Below are 18,777 nucleotides of genomic sequence, written 5' to 3'. Positions count from 1 at the left end.
TTTGCTGACGGTTGAACCATGCGCGCGCTCGCGGCGGGCCTCATTGATTGGGATCAAACCGGGGGCTCGCCGAGAAACAATCGGCGGAAGCGGGCGTTTGTGTGCATAAGTCGCGGACGTGCCGGGTCACAGACCTGGCGCCGGGGCGCCCGGAAATCTTTGCGCTGTTGCAAAGTGACGGCGGATGAGGCGGCCGAGGGGCCGCCTTTTCTGCTATTCGGCCGGTGCCCGCCGCCCGCGCAGCCGCGCCGTCATGCGCCGCATGAGCCCACCGGCGTCCGCCATCAGCGTATAGGCGACGGGCACGATCAGCAGGGTCAGGAAGGTCGACGACAGCAGGCCGCCGATGACCAGCACGCCCATGGGCCGCCGCCATTCCGCCCCGTCGGACGTGGCGAGGGCGATGGGAATCATGCCGAAGATGGCGGCGAGCGCCGTCATCAGGATCGGCCGCAGGCGCAGCGGCGCGGCCTCCAGCATGGCGGTTCTCGCGTCCATGCCATGTTCCTCGCGGAACTGGTTGGCGTACTCCACCAGCAGGATGCCGTTCTTCATCACCAGCCCCATCAGGACGACGAGGCCGATCTGGGCGAACAGGCTGAGGCCGCTGCCTTCCAGCCAGATGCCGAGAAACGCGCCGATGAAGGCGAGCGGCGCGCACAGCATCATGATCGCCGGCTGGGTGAAGCTGTTGAACTGGCTGGCGAGCACCATGTAGATCACCAGCAGCGCCATCCCGAACGCAAAGCCGACGGCGGCCGTCGATTCCTTCATGGTCTTGGCCATGCCTTCCGTCCGAGCCGTATATCCCGGCGGCACGGTCATGCCCGACACGAGCCGGTGCAGCTCGGCATCGGCCTGCCCCAGGGTGACGCTGGAGCTGTTGGCGGCGGTCACGGCCACCATCCGGCTGCGATCCATGCGGGTGATCTCCACAGGGCCAAGGCCGATGGCGAGAGTGGCGACGTTGTCGATGTCGACCAGGTCCCCGCGCGTGTTGGGGATCTGCAGCATGCTGAGCCGGTCGAGATCGTCGCGCTGGCCTTCCTCGAGCCGGATCCGTACGTCATGGCGCTCGCCGCCCTCCTGATAAGTGCCGGCGTCGATTCCGCCGACCAGCGCGCGCACGGTGCCGGCCAGCCGGTCGACCGAGACGCCCAGATCGGCCGCCCGCTGCCGGTCCACATGAATCTGCAGCTCGGGCTTGCCGGTCTCGAACGAAGTCTTCACGTCCTGGAAGGCGGGCAGCGGCCGCATTTTCGCCGCCAGATCCTGGCTCAGCCGGTCCAGTTCCCTCAGGTCGCGGCCCTGGAACAGCTGCTCGACCGGCGGTGCGCTGCCCGCGCCGCCCGAGACCCAGGGAATTTCCAGCAGCTTGTACGATTTCAGCGCCGCGCCGTGCCGGTCGAGCACCGCGCGTACCTTGTCCATGATGGCGAACTGGCCGTCGTCACGGTCCGCCTTCGGCGCGAGGGCGATGTAGTAGCTGGCCTCGTTGACCTTGTTCTGGACGCCCGCGCCGACCGTGACGAACACCGACGTGACGCCGCCAATGGTTTCGATCTCGCGGGCGATGCCGCCGGCGACCTGCTTGGTCTCCTCGATGCCCGTGCCCAGCGGCAGCTGGACCAGCGCGGTGAACTCGCTCCGGTCCGTGCGCGGCATGAACTCGTTCGGCACCAGGGCGGCGACGGTGACGCCCAGATAGATCGCCGCCACCAGCGCCACCATGGCGACCCATCGCCGCCGCAGCGTCGCGGCCAGCGCCTGCCGGTAATGCGCCTCCATGGCCGTGTGAAAGCCTTCGAGCCGCCGCAGCACCGGCCCGTGCGCCTCGTGCTTGGTCAGGAAACGCGACGCCAGCATGGGCGTCAGCGTCATGGAAATCAGCCACGACACCATGACCGCGAACGACACGCTCAGGCCGTACTGGAAGAAGAAGGCGCCGACCAGCCCTTCCATGAACGCGATCGGCACGAACACCGCGACGATGGTGAGTGTGCCGGCCAGCACCGCCGCGCCGACGCGCCGCACGCCTTTCGAGGCGGCCTGCAAGGGCGGCTCGCCCGCCTGGATGTAGCGGTGAATGCTCTCGACCACGACGATGGCGTCGTCGACCAGCAGGCCGACCGACACGGACAGCGCCATCATCGTCAGCATGTTGACGGTGAAGCCGGCCACGTAGAACGCGAAGAAGGTCGCGACCACCGATGTGGGAATGGCGACCGCGACGATCAGCGTGCTGCGGCTGTCGAGCAGGAAGATGAAGGTGATCATGGCGGCGAGAAACCCGCCCAGCACCATGTCGAAACTGACGTCGCGGATCGAGGATTCGATGAACCTGGCCACGTCCTTGGCGACCACCAGTTCCAAGCCCGCCGGCGCGTCGCGCTCCAGCGCCGCCAGCGCCGCGCGCACCTCGCTGGCCACGGCGACCGTGTTCTTGCCGGACTGGCGCCGGATATCGAGCGAGACGCCGCGCTTGCCGCCCAGTTCGGCATAGGTGCGCTCGTCCTCGACGCCGTCCTCGATCCGGGCGACGTCGCGCAGCCATGTCGGCGCGCCGTCCCGGAAGGCGACGACGATGTCGCCGAACGCGGCGACCGATTCCACCTCGCCCTTGGTCTTGACCGAGAATTCCCGCGTGCCGCCGCCCGCTTCGAGCCGGCCACCGGGAATTTCGGCGTGCTCCGCGCCGATCGCCGCCAGCACCTGCTGCGCCGACACGCCGAAGCCGCGCAGCCTGTCGGCGTCCAGCCAGATCCGCACCTCGCGCTCGCGGCCGCCGACCAGCTCCACCGAGCCGACGCCGGGAATGCGCTGCAGCGCCTCCTTCACCACGTCGTCGGCATAGGTCGTCAGGTCGCGCACGGGAAAATCACCCGCGACCAGCACCGACATGATCGGCTCGGAATCCGGGTCGACCTTTTCCACCACGGGCGGCTCCGCCTCGACGGGAATGTCGGCGCGCGCCAGCGCGATCCGGTCGCGCACCTCCTGGCTCTTGACGTCGACGTTCTCGTTCAGCTCGAACTCGAGGAAGATCTGGCTCAGGCCTTCCGAGCTGACCGAGCGCAGCGTCTTGATGCCCGAGATGGTGTTGAGCTTTTCTTCCAGCGCATCGGTGACTTCCGTCTCGACCGTCTCCGGCGTCGCGCCCTCCAGCACGGTGGACACGGCGATGAACGGATACTCGACGCGAGGGAACAGGTCGATCCCGACCCGTCCGATGGACAGCCAGCCCAGCGCCACCAGGCCCGCGATCAGCATGACCGCGAAGACCGGGCGGCGGATGCAGAAATCAGCGAGCCCCATGATCGGCCCTGACGGCGATGGCCGCGCCCTCCCTGATGTCCGGCAAATTCGGTCCCGCCAGGGCGACGTCGCCGGGCTCGAGGCCGTCGAGCACCTCGACCAGGCCGGCATCCACGTCCCGGACGCGCAGCCCGAGCCGGCGCGCCACATTGGCCGAGGGCACGAACACGTAAGGATCCGTATTGCTGCCCAGCATCGCCGCGCGGTCGATCACCGTCGCCTGGCGCGGGACCGGGTGCAGCGTCAGCTTGGCGAACAGCCCCGGCTTCATCGCCAGGTCGGGATTGGGCAGCCGCAGCCGGATTTCGACGCCGCGCGTGCGGGCGTCCACCTTGTCGTTGATGACACCCAGCCTCGCCTCGACCGGCGCGGCGACGCCTTCCACCGAGAGCGTCACCCGCGTGTCTGGACGCAGCCGCGGCAGGTGGATCGCCGCGACCTGGGCGATGATCTCGACCACGTCCAGCTTGGCGATCTCCAGCACCGGCGTGTTCGACGTGGCGACCTGGATCATGGTGCCCTCGTCGACATAGCGCGCGGTGACGATGGCGTCATAGGGCGCGGCGACCGTCGCGTCGGCGAGGTCCTGCCGCGCCTGGCTCAGGCTGGCCTGCGCCATGCCGAGCCGGGCCCGCGCCGTGTCGTGCCGCGCCTGCATCTCGTCCATGCGCCCCTGCGAGACCACGCCCTTGGCGCGCAACGCCGTCGCCCGCTCCAGATCGCCCGCCGCCTGCCGGCGTTCCGCCTCGGCCAGCGCCAGCGCCTGTTCCCGCTCCGCCAGGCTGTTGCGGTAATCGGCCTGGCGCGTCCGGAACAGCGGCTGGCCGGCCTTCACCCGGTCGCCCACATCGACGAACACGGTGTCGATGATGCCGTCGACCCGCGGCTTGATTTCGGTGATCTTGTCGGCGTGGACTTCACCCGTCGCCAGGATCGGGTCACTCACCTCGGCGGTGCGTGCGGTTACCGTGCCGATGGCCACCGGCGGGATCGGCGCGTCGGGCGTGACCGAGTTGCCGTCGCCGCACGCGGCCAGCAGCAGCACGAGGCAAAGGCGCGCGCGCGCGATCACGTCACGGCCCCGCCGAGCCGCGTCACCAGTTCCTCGACCAGCCCGTCGCTGAAATGCGCCGTGTCGGTCGGCAGCGAGTCGTCCAGGAAGGGCAGCAGCGGCGACAGCATGAACAGGCCCTGGACCAGCGCGATCAGATAGATCGCGATCCGCGCGCCATCGGTGCCCGGCGCCAGCTCGGACAGCAGCGCCGTCATCCGGTCGAACGGCGCCCTGAACAGGTCCCGAGTCAGGCGCTCCAGCCGGCCGGGCCCGGCATCGAGCAGCTCGCGCTGCAGCAGGCGCGCGGCATCGGGATCGCCCGCCGTCGCTTGGACCAGCGCCATGACCATGGCCCGCAGTCTTTCGCGCGGCGCGCCGGCGGCGTTGAGCGCCTCGTCGATGATGCGCACGCGCCCGGTGAAGGCATGGGCCAGCGCCGCGCCGTACAGCGTCTCCTTGTCGGCGAAGTGATTGTAGAGGCTGGCCGCCTTCATCCCCACCGCCAGCGCGATGTCGCGCATGGACACGCCGGCGAAACCGCGCTCGGCGAACAGCGTCGCCGCCATCGCGGCGACCCGCTCGCGGGTGGAAAAGTCGGCCGCGGTCGATATTATCATGCACCCACCTAACTAACGTTCGTTAGCCACGCTGCGCCAGACGCGGGCGCCTGTCAATGGCGGACCGTCATCGGCGACTTTAATCCGATTTACCGCGCTGCCTACTGTGCCTAGACTGGCACCACAGGGGAGATCGGAAGATGGGGGTCGCCAAGATCATCGTGGCCATCGGTGCCGTCGTATTCCTCGGCATCACGGCATGGTCGTTTTCCACCGGCGTGCCGGTCGACTGGGCGGCGTTCACCGCCGATCCGTGGGTCGCGTTGGCGATGGCGGACCTGTATCTGGGCTTCGTGCTCCTCGCCGTGATGATCGCTCTTCTGGAGCGGTCCCCGGTGCGGGCGGCGCTGTGGATCATTCCACTGTTTTTCGTGGGTAATCTGGTCGCGGCCGTTTACCTGTTGCTCAATCTGAACAGGATTGGACCCGCGCTGAAGCGGGCCAGGGAAGGGGTTTGAATGGACGCGAAGGGCAAGGTCGCCATCGTGACGGGCTCGGCGACGGGCGTTGGCGCGGAAGTGGCGCGTCAGCTGGCGGAGCGTGGCTGCAACGTCGTCATCAACTACACCAAGAGCGAGGCCGAGGCCCGCGAGAGCGAGGCGGCGTGCGCGGCGCTGGGTGTCGAGACGCTGCTGGTGCAGGCCGATGTGTCCCGCGACGAGGACTGCCGCCGCATGGCGCAGGCCGCGCTCGACAAGTGGGGCCGGATCGATGTGCTGGTGAACAATGCCGGGACCTCCAAGTTCGTCGCCCATGACGATCTGGAAGGCCTGACCGCCGAGGATTTCCAGCGCATCTATGCCGTGAACGTCATCGGCCCCTATCAGATGACGCGCGCGGTCGCGCCCGCCATGAAAAGTCAGGGCGCCGGTTCGGTGGTGATGATCTCGTCGCTCGCGGGCGTGCGCGGCGTCGGCAGTTCCATCGCCTACGCGGCGTCCAAGGGCGCGCTGAACAACATGACCATGTCGCTCGCCCGTGCGCTTGGTCCGGAAATCCGCGTCAACACGGTCTGCCCGGGGTTCATCGACACCCGCTGGCTGCGGACCGGCCTGGGCGCGGAAAAGTTCGACGCCATGAAGGATGCCGTCGCGCGCAGCAACCCGCTGAAGGCGGCGAGCACGCCCGTCGAGGTCGCCGAGCCGGTCATCTACTTCGCGCTCAGCGCACGCCACACCACGGGCGAAACCCTGCTGGTGGACGCCGGCACCCATCTGGGGCAGGCGGCGCGCATGCCGCAACGCTAAGGCGCCGTCATTGGGGGCGGGGGGCGGCCTGATAACGGGAACGCGGCGCTGGCTGATCGCCGCGCTCGCGGCGGCCCTGCTGGCGGGCTGCTCCCAGGACGACCCCAACATCGCCACGAAGCCCTCTCACCCGGCATTGATCGACGCCCCCCTGGCGCCGATCGTCAGCCGGCGCGAGCTGTTCGGCGAACGGCATCAGGCCTATGCATGGCGCCTGTCGGATGCCGGCGATCGCCTGGCCTGGCTCGAGCCGCGCGCCGCGGGCACCGCGCGGCTGGTGATCGAGAGCCTGCCCGGTGGCGCACGCCGTGTCATCGAACTGCCCATGCAGCCGGACGAGCTGAGCTGGGGACCGGGTCTCGACACCCTGTTCCTCGACGTCGATCCCATCGGCAACGAGCATTTCCGGACATATTATCTGAAACTCGAGGACCCCGCGGCCGTGCCGCTGCCGCTCGCCGACGAGGAAATCACCACCGAGATCGAGCAGTACTGGGGTGACGACATCCTGATCAGCGACAACAGGCGCAATGGCGACCTGATGGATGTCTATCGCCGCAATCTGCGCACCGGCGACGAGGTCCGGATCGCGCGCAACCCGGGCGACGTCATCGACTGGCACGCCCTGCGCGATGCGGGACTATTTGCCCGCACCAGGCGCGTCCGCTCCGGCGGCGGCGAGATCGACGTGCTGCGCGGCGAGGACTGGGTCCATCTCGCCGACGTGGCCGTGGACGAGACCTTTCAGTTCATCGGCAACCGCGTCATCGACGGCAGCGTCCTGGCCCTGTCGAACCGGGGCCGCGACAAGGTGGCGCTGGTCCGCTTCTCGCTCGCCGATGGCGCCGAGCAGGTGGTGCATGCCGATCCGGATGCGGACGTGGAATGGGTCTGGCGGACCGGGCCGGAAAACCGTCCGCTGGTCGCCGAGGCCTATCCCGGCCGCCGCACCGCCCACTATTTCGATACGGTGCTCGATACCGCGCTGGCCGGACTGGCCGGCGACGATCCCCGCGCCGTCGTGTCGATCGAGGATCTGGATGCCAACGCACGGCGGCTGGTCGTCCGGGTGGTGTCCGATCAGGGCCGGTCGGAAACCTGGTTGGTGGACCGGGACAACGGCCGCAAGCGCATGGTGCAGGATGATCCGCGCGGTCGGAGCGATCGCCGCTTCGCGCCCACCGAGCCGTTCAGCGTCCGTGCCCGCGACGGCCTCATGCTGCATGGCTATGTAACCGTGCCCCGCGGCGGCGAGGGGCGCCGTCTTCCCGCTGTCGTTTGGGTTCACGGCGGCCCGTTCGCGCGCAGTTACTGGGCGTTCGATCCCATGGTCCAGTTCCTGGCCAACCGTGGTTATGTGGTGATCGACGTCAACTATCGGGGCTCGACCGGTTACGGCAAGGCGTTTCTGGGCGCGGCCAGGGGCGAGTTCGGCCGCAAGATGCACACCGATCTGATCGATGCCCTCGATTGGGCCATCGCTCAGGGCATGGTCGATCCGGATCATGTGGCGATCGGCGGTGCGTCCTATGGCGGATGGGCCGCGCTGGTCGGTCTGGCCCAGTCGCCCGACCGCTTCGTGGCCGGCGTGTCTGTCAACGGGCCATCGGATTTGGCCGGCCTCGTCGCCTGGCTCTCGCCCATGGTCAGCATCTGGACCGCCTTCGCCGGGAATCCGGACTGGCCCGAGGCGGTCGTCGACATGAACAGCCGCTCGCCGCTGCTGCAGGCCGAGAAGATCGTCGATCCGGTGCTGATCGTCCATGCGCAGGATGACGACCGGGTGCCCTTCGACCAGGGCGAGCGCATGGCCTCGCGGCTTCAGGCGCTGGGTCGGCCGGTCGAAACCCTCTGGTTGCCGGATCAGGGACACGGCCTCACGTCTCCCGCCCAGTTCATGGTCGTGGCGGCGCGCATGGAGCAGTTCCTGGCACGCCACCTGGGCGGGCGGGTCAGCCGGCAATAATCCGACGCCAAAATACAACCGGCTGTTGGCGCGGCCGATAAATAACACTAACTATGGCATCGAGACGCACAGGGTTCGCGGGTAGGGCGGGGATACTCCATGGCATTTTCGATCAAGGTCAACGGCACGCAACACAACGTGGATGTGGATGGCGATACGCCGCTGCTCTGGGTGCTGCGCGAGGCGCTGGGCTTGACGGGCACCAAGTACGGCTGTGACGTGGCCACCTGCGGCGCCTGCACCATTCACCTTGGCGGCAGCGTCACGCGCAGTTGCGCCGTATCGGTTCAGGAAGCGGGCGAGCGCGAGATCGTGACCATCGAGGGTCTCGGGGCCTCGGCGCTCCATCCCCTGCAGACCGCGTGGATCGAGCAGGACGTGTCCCAGTGCGGCTACTGTCAAAGCGGCCAGATCATGACGGCGGCGGCGCTGGTCGCCAAAGGCGCCAAGCCAAGCGACGCCGATATCGATAAGGCCATGAGCAACATCTGCCGCTGCGGCACCTACAACCGCATCAAGGCCGCGATCAAACGCGCCTCGGGCCAGGGTTAGGAGAGTCCGCATGACTGAAGTCTTCAACGTCTCGCGGCGTGGTTTCATCAAGGGCGCGTCCGCCGCGACCGGTGGTCTGATCCTCGGCGTTTCCCTTCCCGTTTTCGATGCCCTTGGCCAGCAGGTCGCGCCTGCGGAACCCGGCCGCCTGAACACCTTCGTTCAGATCGGCAGCGACGGTGTCGTCACCATCACGCTCCATCAGGCCGAAATGGGTCAGGGCGTGCAGACCTCGCTGCCCATGATCGTCGCCGAGGAACTGGAAGCCGACTGGAACAAGATCCGGGTCGTCCACGCCTCGGCCATTCCGGTGAACGGCATGGAGCCGGCCGCCATGGGTACCGGCGGCAGCCGTTCGGTACGGGTGAATTTCGAACCTCTCTCCAAGGCGGGCGCGACGGCGCGTCAGTTGATGCTCCAGGCGGCGTCGAACAGGTGGGCGGTACCCGTCAGCGAATGCATCGCGCGCAACGGCGTCGTCTCTCATCCCAATGGCAAGTCCGCGACCTTCGGCGAACTGGCGCGCGGCGCGGCCAATCTGGTGCCGCCGCAGAACGTGGCGCTCAAACCGGCCAGCGAACGGCGTCTCATCGGCAAGCCGACCACCCGGCTCGACGCGCGTGATCATGCGACGGGAAAGGCGGTTTTCGGAATCGACATCGCCGTCGACAACATGCTGGTCGGGACCGTGGTTCAATCGCCGGTCTTTGGCGGCAAGCTGAAGTCGCTGGATCCTGCTCCCGCCATGGCCGTGCGCGGCGTGAACCGCGTGATTCCGATGGATGATTATTTCGTCGTCGTCGCCACGGGCTTCTGGGCCGCCAGGAAGGGCGCCGCGGCGTTGAAGCCGGAATGGACCGCGGGGGCAAACGCCAAGAATTCGTCCGAAAAGATCGAGGCGGCCATGCTCGCCGCGCTGAAGCAGCCTGGCGCCATCGCCGTCGATCGCGGCGATGGGAAGGCCGCTTCGAAGTCGGCCAAGAAAACGGTCAGCGCGACCTATCAGGTACCCTTCCTGCACCATGCCACCATGGAGCCCATGAATGCCACCGCATGGGTGCATGATGACAAGATCGAGGTGTGGGCGCCGACGCAGAATGCCGGCCGCGAGCGCTACTCCATCGCCGAGGAGTTCAACGTTCGGCCGGAAAATGTGAATGTGCACGTCCCCTATATGGGGGGCGGTTTCGGCCGGCGGATCGGCATGGGTTTCATCCGGCCCGCCATCGTCGCGTCGAAAGCGGTGGGACGTCCGGTGAAGATCATCTGGACCCGGCAGGAAGACATGACCCAGGGCATGATGCGCCCCTGCGCCGTCAGCAAGTTGACCGCCGCCGTCAACGAGGCGGGCGCGCCGTTGAACTGGGAAAACAGACTGGTCGTTCCATCCATCGCCGAGCAGCTCACACCCACCCGCGTCCGGAACGGGATCGATCCCATTTCCGTGTTTGGCGCCGATGTCCTTCGCTATGACATTCCCAGTCAGAAGCTGGAATACGCGATGCCGTCCGCCGGCGTGCCGCTCGGTTTCTGGCGCTCCGTCCCGCACAGCTATAACGCCTTCTTCATCGAGAGCTTCCTCGACGAGATCGCGCGCGAAACCGGGGTCGATCCTCTCGTGATGCGCCGTGGCATCATGCGCGGCTATCCGCGGCATCTCGCGGTTCTGGAACGCGCGGCCAAGGAAGCCGGCTGGGGCACGCCGCTGCCCGCGGGCCGTGGCCGTGGCATCGCCATTCACGAGAGTTTCGGATCGATCTGCGCCCAGGTCGTGGAACTGGAAATGCCGTCGCCGACGACGGTCAGGCTCCTCAAGATGACGGCGGCCGTCGATTGCGGCACGGCCATCAACCCCAAGGGCATCGAAGCCCAGATCGAGGGCGCCATGGTGTTCGCGCTGACCGCGGCCATGTACGGACGGATCGACATCAAGGACGGCGCCACCGTGCAGCGCGATTTTGACACCTACAAGATGGCCCTGATGCAGCACGTGCCCCCGGTTTCCGTGCACATCATCGAAAACGGACCCATCGGCGGCATCACCGAGCCCGGTGTCCCGCCGCTCGCGCCGGCTCTCGCCAACGCCATCGTGGCCGCGGGAGGCAAGCGCTACCGCAAGCTTCCGCTGATGGACGAGGGTATCGCCTTCGCCTGAGTCGAACAGGCCGCGCGTAACCTTTACGCGTGCTTGCGCAGCCCCATGACGCGTGGCACGATCCGCGCGGAATGGGGAGACTTCAATGACCTGGAAGACTGTTTTTGCGGCCGGCGCCCTGCTGTGCCTGCTCGCGGCGTGCGGCGATTCGACCAAGACGGACGAGGCGGAAAAGGCACCGGCCGTCGCCGCGCAGGCTGATCCACCAGGCAAGGCTGTCTACGCATCGCTCTGTGTCACCTGCCATGAAGGCCAGGTCCCCAAGGCGCCCCATTTCTCCATGCTGCAAATCATGTCGCCGGAGTCCATCTACCGGGCGCTGACCATCGGCGTCATGCAGGACGAGGCGGCGAGCCTCAGTGATACTCAAAAGCGTGACGTTGCCCGGTATCTGTCCGGCCATGATTTCGGCGAAAGCACGGCGGCCAAGCTGCCCCAGTGCACGGGCGACACCGCCGCGTTCGACCGCGATGCGCCGCCTGGTACGGTGAACTGGGGGCTGCGCGCGAACAATACCCGCATCATCGATGCCGCGACCGCGCGCCTCTCCAAGGAGCAGGCACCCAAGCTGAAGCTGCTCTGGGCCTTTGCTTATCCGGACGCGGTGCGCGCCCGGTCGCAGCCCACCATCGCGGCGGGCGCCATCTTCGTCGGCAGCCACGACGGCAGCGTCTTCGCTCTCGATCAGGCCACCGGCTGTGTGCGCTGGACGTTCCACGCATCGGCGGAAGTGCGGACCGGCATCGCGGTCACCCCGTGGCAGGCGGGCGATCCTGCCGCCAAGCCGGCCCTGTATTTCGGCGATCTTCTCGGCAATGTGTATGCCGTCGATGCCTTCAGCGGCCAGGAGCTGTGGCGCGACCGGGCCGACGAGCATCAGAATGCGACCATTACCGGCTCGCCCTCGCTCCATGACGGCATGCTTTACGTTCCGGTGTCCTCGCTCGAGGTCTCTCCGGCCGTCGATCCCAAATTCGAATGCTGCAAGTTCCGCGGCTCGGTCGTGGCCTACGAGGCCGCGACGGGACGCCGTGTCTGGCAGACCTTCACCATCGATACGCCGGCCGCCGTGACCGGCAAGAATCCGTCGGGAACGGACATGTATGGCCCATCGGGCGCGCCGATCTGGAACAGCCCGGCCATCGACGCCAAGCGCGGGCAGCTCTATGTCGGCACGGGCGAGAACTATTCGTCGCCGGCCACGCTGACCAGCGACGCGATCATCGCCATCGATCTGAAGTCCGGCAAGGTGAACTGGTCGTTCCAGGCGACGCCCAACGATGCGTGGAACGTGTCGTGCGATTCCAAGACGCCCGACAATTGTCCCAAGGAAGACGGTCCCGATTTCGACTTTGGCGCCGCGACCATGGTGGCCTCGCTGAGCGACGGTCGCGATCTGGTGCTGGGCGGTCAGAAATCCGGCATGGTCTGGGCGCTCGATCCCGATACGGGCAAGCTGGTGTGGAACCAGAAGGTCGGCAGGGGCGGAATTCAGGGCGGCATCCATTTCGGCATGGCCGCCGATGGCGACACGCTTTACGTGCCCATCAGCGATGGCGAGGACGGCCGGACCTACCCCGAGGAACGCCGCCCTGGCCTCTATGGCCTCGACATGAAGACCGGCGAGTATGTGTGGAAGTCGCCCGCCGTGGACGTGTGCAACGGCCGAAAGTTCTGCGAGCGCGGTATCTCAGGCGCGGTCACCGCCATCCCCGGCATGGTCATCGCCGGCGGCATGGACGGCATGCTGCGCATCCATGATGGCGGCACGGGCGCGGTGCTGTGGGAATACGACACCACGGGCGAGGTGACCTCCATCGCCGGGACCAAGGCGCATGGCGGCTCGATCGGCGGCGCCTCCGGCCCGATCGTGGTCGATGGCCGGCTCTACGTGAATTCCGGCTACGGCATCTACGGGCACATGCCCGGCAACGTGCTGCTGGTCTTCGGCACCGAGTAGCGGCGATGATCGGTCTTCAGGAAGGATTGCGCGCCGCCCGGCGTTTTACCCTGGCGGCGGTGATCGCGGCCGGTCTCGCGGCGTGCGGCGATGATACCGCGCCGCCCGCGCCCGAGCAGGCGGCGGCGAACGATCCCGGCTTCAGCGTCGACCGGAGCGCCAGCGAAAGCATGGAGCGGCTGGTCGAGGCGCGGAAGGCGCGTGAGGCCATGCCGGGCCGGGCCATCTTCAAGGAGACCTGCGCGGCCTGTCACGAGGGCGGCATGCCCAAGGCGCCCCACGAATCCATGATCTCCATGATGACGCCCGAAGCGATCCTGCGGGCGCTGACGACCGGCGTGATGAAGGACGAAGCCGCGGGGCTGAGCGAGGAGCAGAAGGTGCAAGTCGCCGAATATCTCGCCGGCAAGCACATGGGCGAAGTAAAGATGCTGGAGCCACAGTTGTGCCATGCGGACAGGTCTGTATTTGATTATGCGGACACTCCCGTGGGGCGTAACTGGGGGCTGCAGGAAAGCAATACGCGTCTGATTCCGGCATCCGCGAAGCCGCTGGCGAAGACGGATTTCGCCACGTTGAAGCTGAAATGGGCATTCGCCTATCCGGGCGCGAACCGCGCGCGCTCCCAGCCCAGTCTGGCGGGCGGCGCGGTGCATGTCGGCGCCCAGAACGGCAAGGTCTACGCGCTCGACCAGCAGACCGGCTGTCTGCGCTGGACGTTCGAGGCCTCGGGCGAGGTGCGTACCGCCATCGTCATCGAGCCGTGGACCAGCGGCGACAAGGCCGCGCGGCCGCGCGCTTTCTTCGGCGACATTCTCGGCAATGTCTATGCGATCAACGCGCTCGACGGCACGCTGATCTGGCGCGACAGGCCCGACGACCATCCCAACGCCACCATCACGGGCTCGCCTTCCTATCACGAGGGCCGCCTCTACGTGCCGGTCTCCTCGCTGGAGACGGGGCCGCCGACCGACCCGAAATATGAATGCTGCAAGTTCCGGGGCTCGGTCGTGGCCTATGACGCCGCGGACGGCAAGAAGGTCTGGCAGACCTACACCATCGACCAGGAACCGGCGCTGACCGGCAAGAACCGCTCCGGCACCGACAATTATGGCCCGTCCGGCGCGGCGGTGTGGAACAGCCCGGCGCTCGATCTCAAGCGCCGCCAGCTCTATTTCGGCACGGCCGAAAACCTGTCCTCGCCCGCCACCCTGACCAGCGATGCCATCTTCGCGCTCGATATGGACACGGGAAAGGTGAAGTGGACGTTCCAGGGCACGGCCAACGACGCGTGGAACGGCGCATGCGACACGGTCAATGACGATAACTGCCCCATGGAGAACGGTCCGGATTTCGACTTCGGCGCGGCCACCATGCTGGTCACGCTGAGCGACGGGCGCGACCTCGTGGTCGGCGGCCAGAAGTCCGGCGAGGTCCATGCGCTGGATCCGGCGACCGGGAAAGTCGTCTGGCAGAACCAGGTCGGGCGCGGCGCCATTCAGGGCGGCGTGCACTTCGGCATGGCGGCGGAAGGCGACCTCCTGTTCGTCGGCATCAACGATGCGCCGGACGGGCGGACCTACAAGGAAGAGGGACGGCCCGGCCTGTTCGCCCTCGACATGAAGACTGGTGAATTCGCCTGGAAGCAGCCTTACACCGGCGCCGGCTGCGCGGGACGCGAATTCTGCCATGCCGGCATCTCGCAGGCCGTCACCGCCGCGCCGGGCATCGTGCTGGCTGGCTCCATGGATGGCGTGCTGCGTATTCATGACAGTCGGACGGGCGAGATCGTCTGGCAGCATGACACCGCGCCCCCGGTGATCACCGTCTCGGGCGAGCAGGCCCATGGCGGGTCGTTCGGCGGCTCCTCCGGACCGGTCACGGCGAATGGAATGCTGTTCGCCAACTCGGGCTATGGTCTATATTTCCATATGCCCGGTAATGTGATGCTGGTTTTCGGCAAGGACTAGAATGGCGGACTATCGATACGATCCCGACGGCGATGAGCCCGGCGGGCAGGGCGGCTGCTTCTGGGCCGTCATCTTCCTGCTCGGGATCGTCGGCATCGTCGTCGCCCTGCTCGTCGCGTTCCCCGACGCTCCCGGCGTCACCTTCGAATGGCCTAGACTGGTCTATCTACTCTTGCTGTTGTCGGTCGTCGGCGTCAGCATGGCGGGCGTGTTCCGGGCCAACCCGGGCCGCACGTTGCGCCACGTCGCGATCTGGATGGCCATCGTCGCCAGCCTGGCGCTGCTCTACTCGTTTCGGCACGAATTCGGCATGGCGCGCGATCGGGTGACGGGCAATCTGGCGCCGGCCCGCGGTGTCGCGAACACCACCACCGACGGCACCCGCGAGGTGACGCTTTTTGCCCAGTCCGACGGGCATTTCTACGCGCAGGTCGAAGTGGAGGGGAAGGAGATCCTGTTCATGGTCGATACCGGCGCCAGTGACATCGCCCTGTCGCGCAAGGATGCCGACAGACTGGGCCTTTCGCCGTCTGAGCGCGAGTTTACCCGCATCTACCAGACCGCCAACGGCACCATGCGCGGCGCGCCGGTGACGCTGGACAGCGTCGCCATCGGCCCCATCGACGTGCGCAACGTGGCCGCCTCCGTCGCCGAGGGCGACATGGGCGTCTCGCTGCTCGGCATGAGTTTCCTCAACCGTCTGTCCGGCTATCAGGTGACCGGCGACCGCCTGACCCTGCGGCAATGAGCATGACAGCCCCGCCGAGCGGTCACGAGGGACTGAACCAGCGCGCCGCCTTCGCGGCGTGGAGCGATGTCCAGGTGCGCTACCGGGATCTCGACATGATGGGCCATGTGAATCACGCGGTCATCGTCACCTTCTTCGAATCCGCGCGCATGAGCGTGATGGGCGACCTGGAGCGTCTCGCGGGCACCGGCTTCGTGCTGGCGGACGTCCATGTGCGCTATCTCGCCGAGATTCACCTGGGCGCCGCCGTCGAGATCGGCACCTGCGTGACGCGGGTCGGCACCAGCTCGTTCACCCTCGGCCAGGGCCTGTTCGTCGGCGACGCCTGCGCCGCGACCTGCCTGGGCACCGAAGTGTTCATCGATCTGGCCGCCCGCCGCGGCACGCCTCTGCCCGCGGCGTACCGCGCGGTGCTGGAGCGCCACGGGCGCCGCTGAACCGTGGCCATAGACGGCCTGCGTCCGCAAGGGTACATACGAACGACGCGCCGGCCCATTTGGCCGGGATTTTCTTGCGAGAGGGGACTTCATGTCGAACTGGTCTGAGGGCTATCTGGTCGATGTCGGCTATACCTATGGCTACTACAGCGAGCTGAACCCGCTGCGGGCGCGCCTGGCGCTGCTCAAGAGCGGCTTCGCCGTGCCGCCGGTCGGCGCGGCGTGCGAGCTCGGCTTCGGTCAGGGCCTCAGCGTCAACATGCACGCGGCGGCCGGCGAGGCCCGCTGGCACGCCACCGACTTCAACCCGTCCCAGGCCGCGTTCGCGCAGGATCTGGGCGCCGTCACCGGCGCCAGCCTGTTCGACCAGTCCTTCGCCGAATTCTGCGCCCGCGACGACCTGCCCGAGTTCGACTTCATCGGCCTGCACGGCATCTGGAGCTGGATCTCCGACGAGAACCGCGCCGTGATCGTCGACTTCCTGCGCCGCAAGCTCAAGGTCGGCGGCCTGTGCTACATCAGCTACAACACGCTGCCCGGCTGGGCCGCCGTCGGCCCGCTGCGCCACCTGATGACGCAGCACGCCGACACCATGTCCGCGCCCGGCGCCGGCGTCGTGCCGCGCATCGACGCGGCGCTCGACTTCGCCGACCGCCTGATGGCCACCAATCCGGCCTATGCCCGCACCGCGCCCGTCGCCGCCGAGCGGCTCAAGAGCCTGCGCAAGAGCGACCGCAACTACCTCGCCGGCGAGTATTTCAACGACAATTGGGTGCCGATGTACTTCTCCGACGTGGCCGCCCAGCTGTCGGGCGCCAAGCTCAGCTACGCCTGCTCGGCGACCTATCGCGAGCATGTCGAGGCGCTGAACCTTTCGGACGATCAGCAGACCATCCTGGGCGAGATCGCCGATCCCGTGTTCCGCGAGACGGTGCGCGACTACATGGTCAACCAGCAGTTCCGCCGCGACTATTGGGTGCGCGGCCCTCGCACCATGACCGTGACCCAGCAGCTCCAGGCCCTGCGCGCCGAGCGCATTGTGCTCACCTCGCGGCGCGAGGACGTGAAGCTCGAGGCGAGCGGCGCGCGCGGCAGCGCCAGCCTGAACCACGACGTCTACGACCCGGTGCTCGATGTCCTCGCCGACAACAAGCCGCACAGCCTCGGCGACATCGAACAGGCGGTGAAGGCCGCCGGCAAGACGTTCAACCAGGTGCTCCAGGCCGCCATCGTGCTGATCGGCAAGGGCGACGTCTCGCCGGCCGTGTCCGACGAGGCCGCCGCCGCCGCGCGCCCGCGCACCGACGCCCTGAACGCCGAGCTTCTGAGCATGGCTAGGTCCGGCCGTCAGATGTCCTATCTGGTCAGCCCGCTCACCGGCGGCGGCGTCGTCGTCGGCCACATCCCCCAGCTCATGCTCGCGGCGCGGGCCGAAGGCTACCAGTCGCTGGAGACGCGGATCGAGGCCGCCTACGGCAATTTCACCCGCAACGGCCGGCGGATTACCCGCAACGGCGCGGTCGTGTCCGATCCGGTCGAGGCCCGCGCCGAATTCGTCGCCGAGGCCACGCGCGGCGAGGAACTGGCCTTCCCGATCCTGCGCAACCTCGGCATCGCCTGAGCCGAAACTAGAAGGGCCGCGCCCTGTTTCCGGGGCGCGGCCCTTCGCCGTGTCGGCGCGCTGCATACGCATTGCGGACTCACGCGGACAAGTAACGAAATATCAACTTACTTGTCACGCCAGTGACTTGCGCGCCGCTGTGGTCTGCGGGTCACACCGGGAATGCGGCGTGAATGCGGCGCCGCCTCATTTGCCGGTGAAGCGCGCCTTGCGCTTTTCGATGAACGAGCGCAGCCCTTCCTGCACGTCGTCGCTGCCGCGCAGCACGCCGCTCTCGGCGTCCAGTTCGGCCGTCGCCGCGTCGAAGCCTTCGGTCAGCGACTTCCGGCCGTTCAGCATCGTCGCCTTCACCGCCAGCGGCGCCTGCTCGGCGATCCGCCGCGCCAGCACCAGCGCCCGGTCCAGCACCGCTTCCGGATCCACCACCTCCTGGACGAAGTTCAGGCGCAGCGCCGTCGCCGCGTCCATCTCGTCGCCGGTCAGCAGATAGCGCATGGCGTTGCCCCAGCCGGCGCGCTCGATCATGCGCGGCGTGCCACCACATGTAGGCATCAGCCCGCGCTTAACCTCAAGTTGTGCGATTCGCGCGTCCGATCCGCAAATGATGAAATCCGCCGCCAGCGCCAGCTCGAATCCGATGGTGTAGGTGATGCCGCGCACCGCCGCGATCACCGGCTTGGTCCGCAACGGCGCGTGCAGCGACACCGGATCCACCAGCCCGCGCGGGAACAGGCTGACCGCCCGGTCGATGTTCTGCAGGTCGAGCCCGGCGGTGAAGTGCTTGCCCGTGCTGTGCAAAATGGCGCAGCGCCATGGCCCGTTCTCATAGTCCGTATAGGCCTGTGACAGCTCGCCCAGCATCTTGTTGGTGAAGCCGTTCAGCTTGCGCGGCCGGTCGATGCCGATCAGCAGCACGTCGCCCTCCACCCGCGTCACGATGCGCCCCAGCGCATTCTCGTCCGCCGACTGCCCGATTTTCGCCCCGTTCTGACTGTCTGGCTTTTGTTTAGGCATGAAGATTCTCCCTTTGTGTGTCTTTCCCGCAACATAACCGCTGCATCATGTTACCGCACGGCAGCGAAACTATGGCGAAAACGCGCCGAAAGTCGCGGAATTCCGCCGCTAACTCCATAAA

General features: G+C 67.3%; 14 protein-coding genes. 10 read left to right on the top strand and 4 right to left on the bottom strand.

Annotated features, from left to right (window positions below; genetic code table 11):
- Positions 1–213 precede the first annotated feature (213 nt).
- From WJU17_RS07635 to WJU17_RS07625, 3 genes are read right to left on the bottom strand one after another with little or no spacing between them, the layout of a single operon-like run.
- Entirely contained in the window at positions 214–3,315 is a 3,102-nt protein-coding gene (locus WJU17_RS07635) for an efflux RND transporter permease subunit (protein WP_346326733.1), read from the bottom strand.
- Entirely contained in the window at positions 3,302–4,387 is a 1,086-nt protein-coding gene (locus WJU17_RS07630) for an efflux RND transporter periplasmic adaptor subunit (RefSeq protein ID WP_346326732.1), read from the bottom strand. Before WJU17_RS07630 ends, WJU17_RS07635 begins: the two co-directional genes overlap by 14 nt.
- Positions 4,384–4,986, bottom strand: a complete 603-nt coding sequence (locus WJU17_RS07625; RefSeq protein ID WP_346326731.1) for a TetR/AcrR family transcriptional regulator — start codon at positions 4,984–4,986, stop codon at positions 4,384–4,386. Before WJU17_RS07625 ends, WJU17_RS07630 begins: the two co-directional genes overlap by 4 nt.
- Positions 4,987–5,126: 140 nt before the next feature.
- Between WJU17_RS07625 and WJU17_RS07620 the strand changes: the two genes are divergently transcribed.
- The 10 genes from WJU17_RS07620 to WJU17_RS07575 all read left to right on the top strand — a co-directional run bounded on the left by WJU17_RS07620 (position 5,127) and on the right by WJU17_RS07575 (position 17,642).
- Complete coding sequence (locus tag WJU17_RS07620; RefSeq protein WP_346326730.1) at positions 5,127–5,444, top strand: hypothetical protein; 318 nt, start codon at positions 5,127–5,129, stop codon at positions 5,442–5,444.
- Positions 5,445–6,233, top strand: coding sequence for an SDR family oxidoreductase (locus WJU17_RS07615; protein ID WP_346326729.1), 789 nt, complete (start codon positions 5,445–5,447; stop codon positions 6,231–6,233).
- Between the two features lie 10 nt (positions 6,234–6,243).
- Positions 6,244–8,199, top strand: coding sequence for a prolyl oligopeptidase family serine peptidase (locus WJU17_RS07610; RefSeq protein ID WP_346326728.1), 1,956 nt, complete (start codon positions 6,244–6,246; stop codon positions 8,197–8,199).
- 99 nt (positions 8,200–8,298) lie between these two features.
- The gene (locus WJU17_RS07605; protein ID WP_346326727.1) at positions 8,299–8,751 is read left to right on the top strand and encodes a (2Fe-2S)-binding protein; all 453 of its coding nucleotides are present in this window, start codon (positions 8,299–8,301) and stop codon (positions 8,749–8,751) included.
- Positions 8,752–8,761: 10 nt separating this feature from the next.
- Positions 8,762–10,906 (top strand): molybdopterin cofactor-binding domain-containing protein, encoded by a 2,145-nt coding sequence (locus WJU17_RS07600; RefSeq protein WP_346326726.1) that lies wholly within the window; start codon positions 8,762–8,764, stop codon positions 10,904–10,906.
- A gap of 85 nt (positions 10,907–10,991) precedes the next feature.
- Positions 10,992–12,866 carry a PQQ-binding-like beta-propeller repeat protein gene (locus WJU17_RS07595; RefSeq protein ID WP_346326725.1) on the top strand — a complete coding sequence of 625 codons (1,875 nt, stop codon included), beginning with the start codon at positions 10,992–10,994 and terminating at the stop codon, positions 12,864–12,866.
- Positions 12,867–12,871: 5 nt separating this feature from the next.
- Complete coding sequence (locus WJU17_RS07590) at positions 12,872–14,836, top strand: PQQ-binding-like beta-propeller repeat protein (RefSeq protein ID WP_346326724.1); 1,965 nt, start codon at positions 12,872–12,874, stop codon at positions 14,834–14,836.
- 1 nt (position 14,837) lies between these two features.
- Entirely contained in the window at positions 14,838–15,584 is a 747-nt protein-coding gene (locus WJU17_RS07585; protein WP_346326723.1) for a TIGR02281 family clan AA aspartic protease, read from the top strand.
- Between the two features lie 2 nt (positions 15,585–15,586).
- Positions 15,587–16,021, top strand: coding sequence for a thioesterase family protein (locus tag WJU17_RS07580; protein ID WP_346326722.1), 435 nt, complete (start codon positions 15,587–15,589; stop codon positions 16,019–16,021).
- A 91-nt stretch (positions 16,022–16,112) separates the two neighbouring features.
- Complete coding sequence (locus WJU17_RS07575; RefSeq protein WP_346326721.1) at positions 16,113–17,642, top strand: class I SAM-dependent methyltransferase; 1,530 nt, start codon at positions 16,113–16,115, stop codon at positions 17,640–17,642.
- Between the two features lie 186 nt (positions 17,643–17,828).
- On the opposite strand, the gene WJU17_RS07570 is transcribed toward WJU17_RS07575, so the two are convergent.
- The gene (locus WJU17_RS07570) at positions 17,829–18,656 is read right to left on the bottom strand and encodes a crotonase/enoyl-CoA hydratase family protein (protein WP_346326720.1); all 828 of its coding nucleotides are present in this window, start codon (positions 18,654–18,656) and stop codon (positions 17,829–17,831) included.
- Between the last annotated feature and the right edge of the window lie 121 nt (positions 18,657–18,777).

Source organism: Iodidimonas sp. SYSU 1G8 (genome assembly GCF_039655775.1).
GTDB lineage: Bacteria > Pseudomonadota > Alphaproteobacteria > SMXS01 > SMXS01 > RI-34.
Note: the sequence above shows the minus strand (reverse complement) of the source record. Positions and strands in the feature narration are given on the sequence as shown.

Excerpts from the sequence above, each read along its gene's own strand:
- WJU17_RS07600 (WP_346326726.1), top strand. The coding sequence starts at position 8,762 with ATGACTGAAGTCTTCAACGTCTCGCGGCGTGGTTTCATCAAGGGCGCG.
- WJU17_RS07635 (WP_346326733.1), bottom strand. The coding sequence starts at position 3,315 with ATGGGGCTCGCTGATTTCTGCATCCGCCGCCCGGTCTTCGCGGTCATG.
- WJU17_RS07585 (WP_346326723.1), top strand. The coding sequence starts at position 14,838 with ATGGCGGACTATCGATACGATCCCGACGGCGATGAGCCCGGCGGGCAG.
- WJU17_RS07570 (WP_346326720.1), bottom strand. The coding sequence starts at position 18,656 with ATGCCTAAACAAAAGCCAGACAGTCAGAACGGGGCGAAAATCGGGCAG.
- WJU17_RS07575 (WP_346326721.1), top strand. The coding sequence starts at position 16,113 with ATGTCGAACTGGTCTGAGGGCTATCTGGTCGATGTCGGCTATACCTAT.
- WJU17_RS07580 (WP_346326722.1), top strand. The coding sequence starts at position 15,587 with ATGACAGCCCCGCCGAGCGGTCACGAGGGACTGAACCAGCGCGCCGCC.
- WJU17_RS07595 (WP_346326725.1), top strand. The coding sequence starts at position 10,992 with ATGACCTGGAAGACTGTTTTTGCGGCCGGCGCCCTGCTGTGCCTGCTC.
- WJU17_RS07620 (WP_346326730.1), top strand. The coding sequence starts at position 5,127 with ATGGGGGTCGCCAAGATCATCGTGGCCATCGGTGCCGTCGTATTCCTC.
- WJU17_RS07615 (WP_346326729.1), top strand. The coding sequence starts at position 5,445 with ATGGACGCGAAGGGCAAGGTCGCCATCGTGACGGGCTCGGCGACGGGC.
- WJU17_RS07625 (WP_346326731.1), bottom strand. The coding sequence starts at position 4,986 with ATGATAATATCGACCGCGGCCGACTTTTCCACCCGCGAGCGGGTCGCC.
- WJU17_RS07605 (WP_346326727.1), top strand. The coding sequence starts at position 8,299 with ATGGCATTTTCGATCAAGGTCAACGGCACGCAACACAACGTGGATGTG.
- WJU17_RS07590 (WP_346326724.1), top strand. The coding sequence starts at position 12,872 with ATGATCGGTCTTCAGGAAGGATTGCGCGCCGCCCGGCGTTTTACCCTG.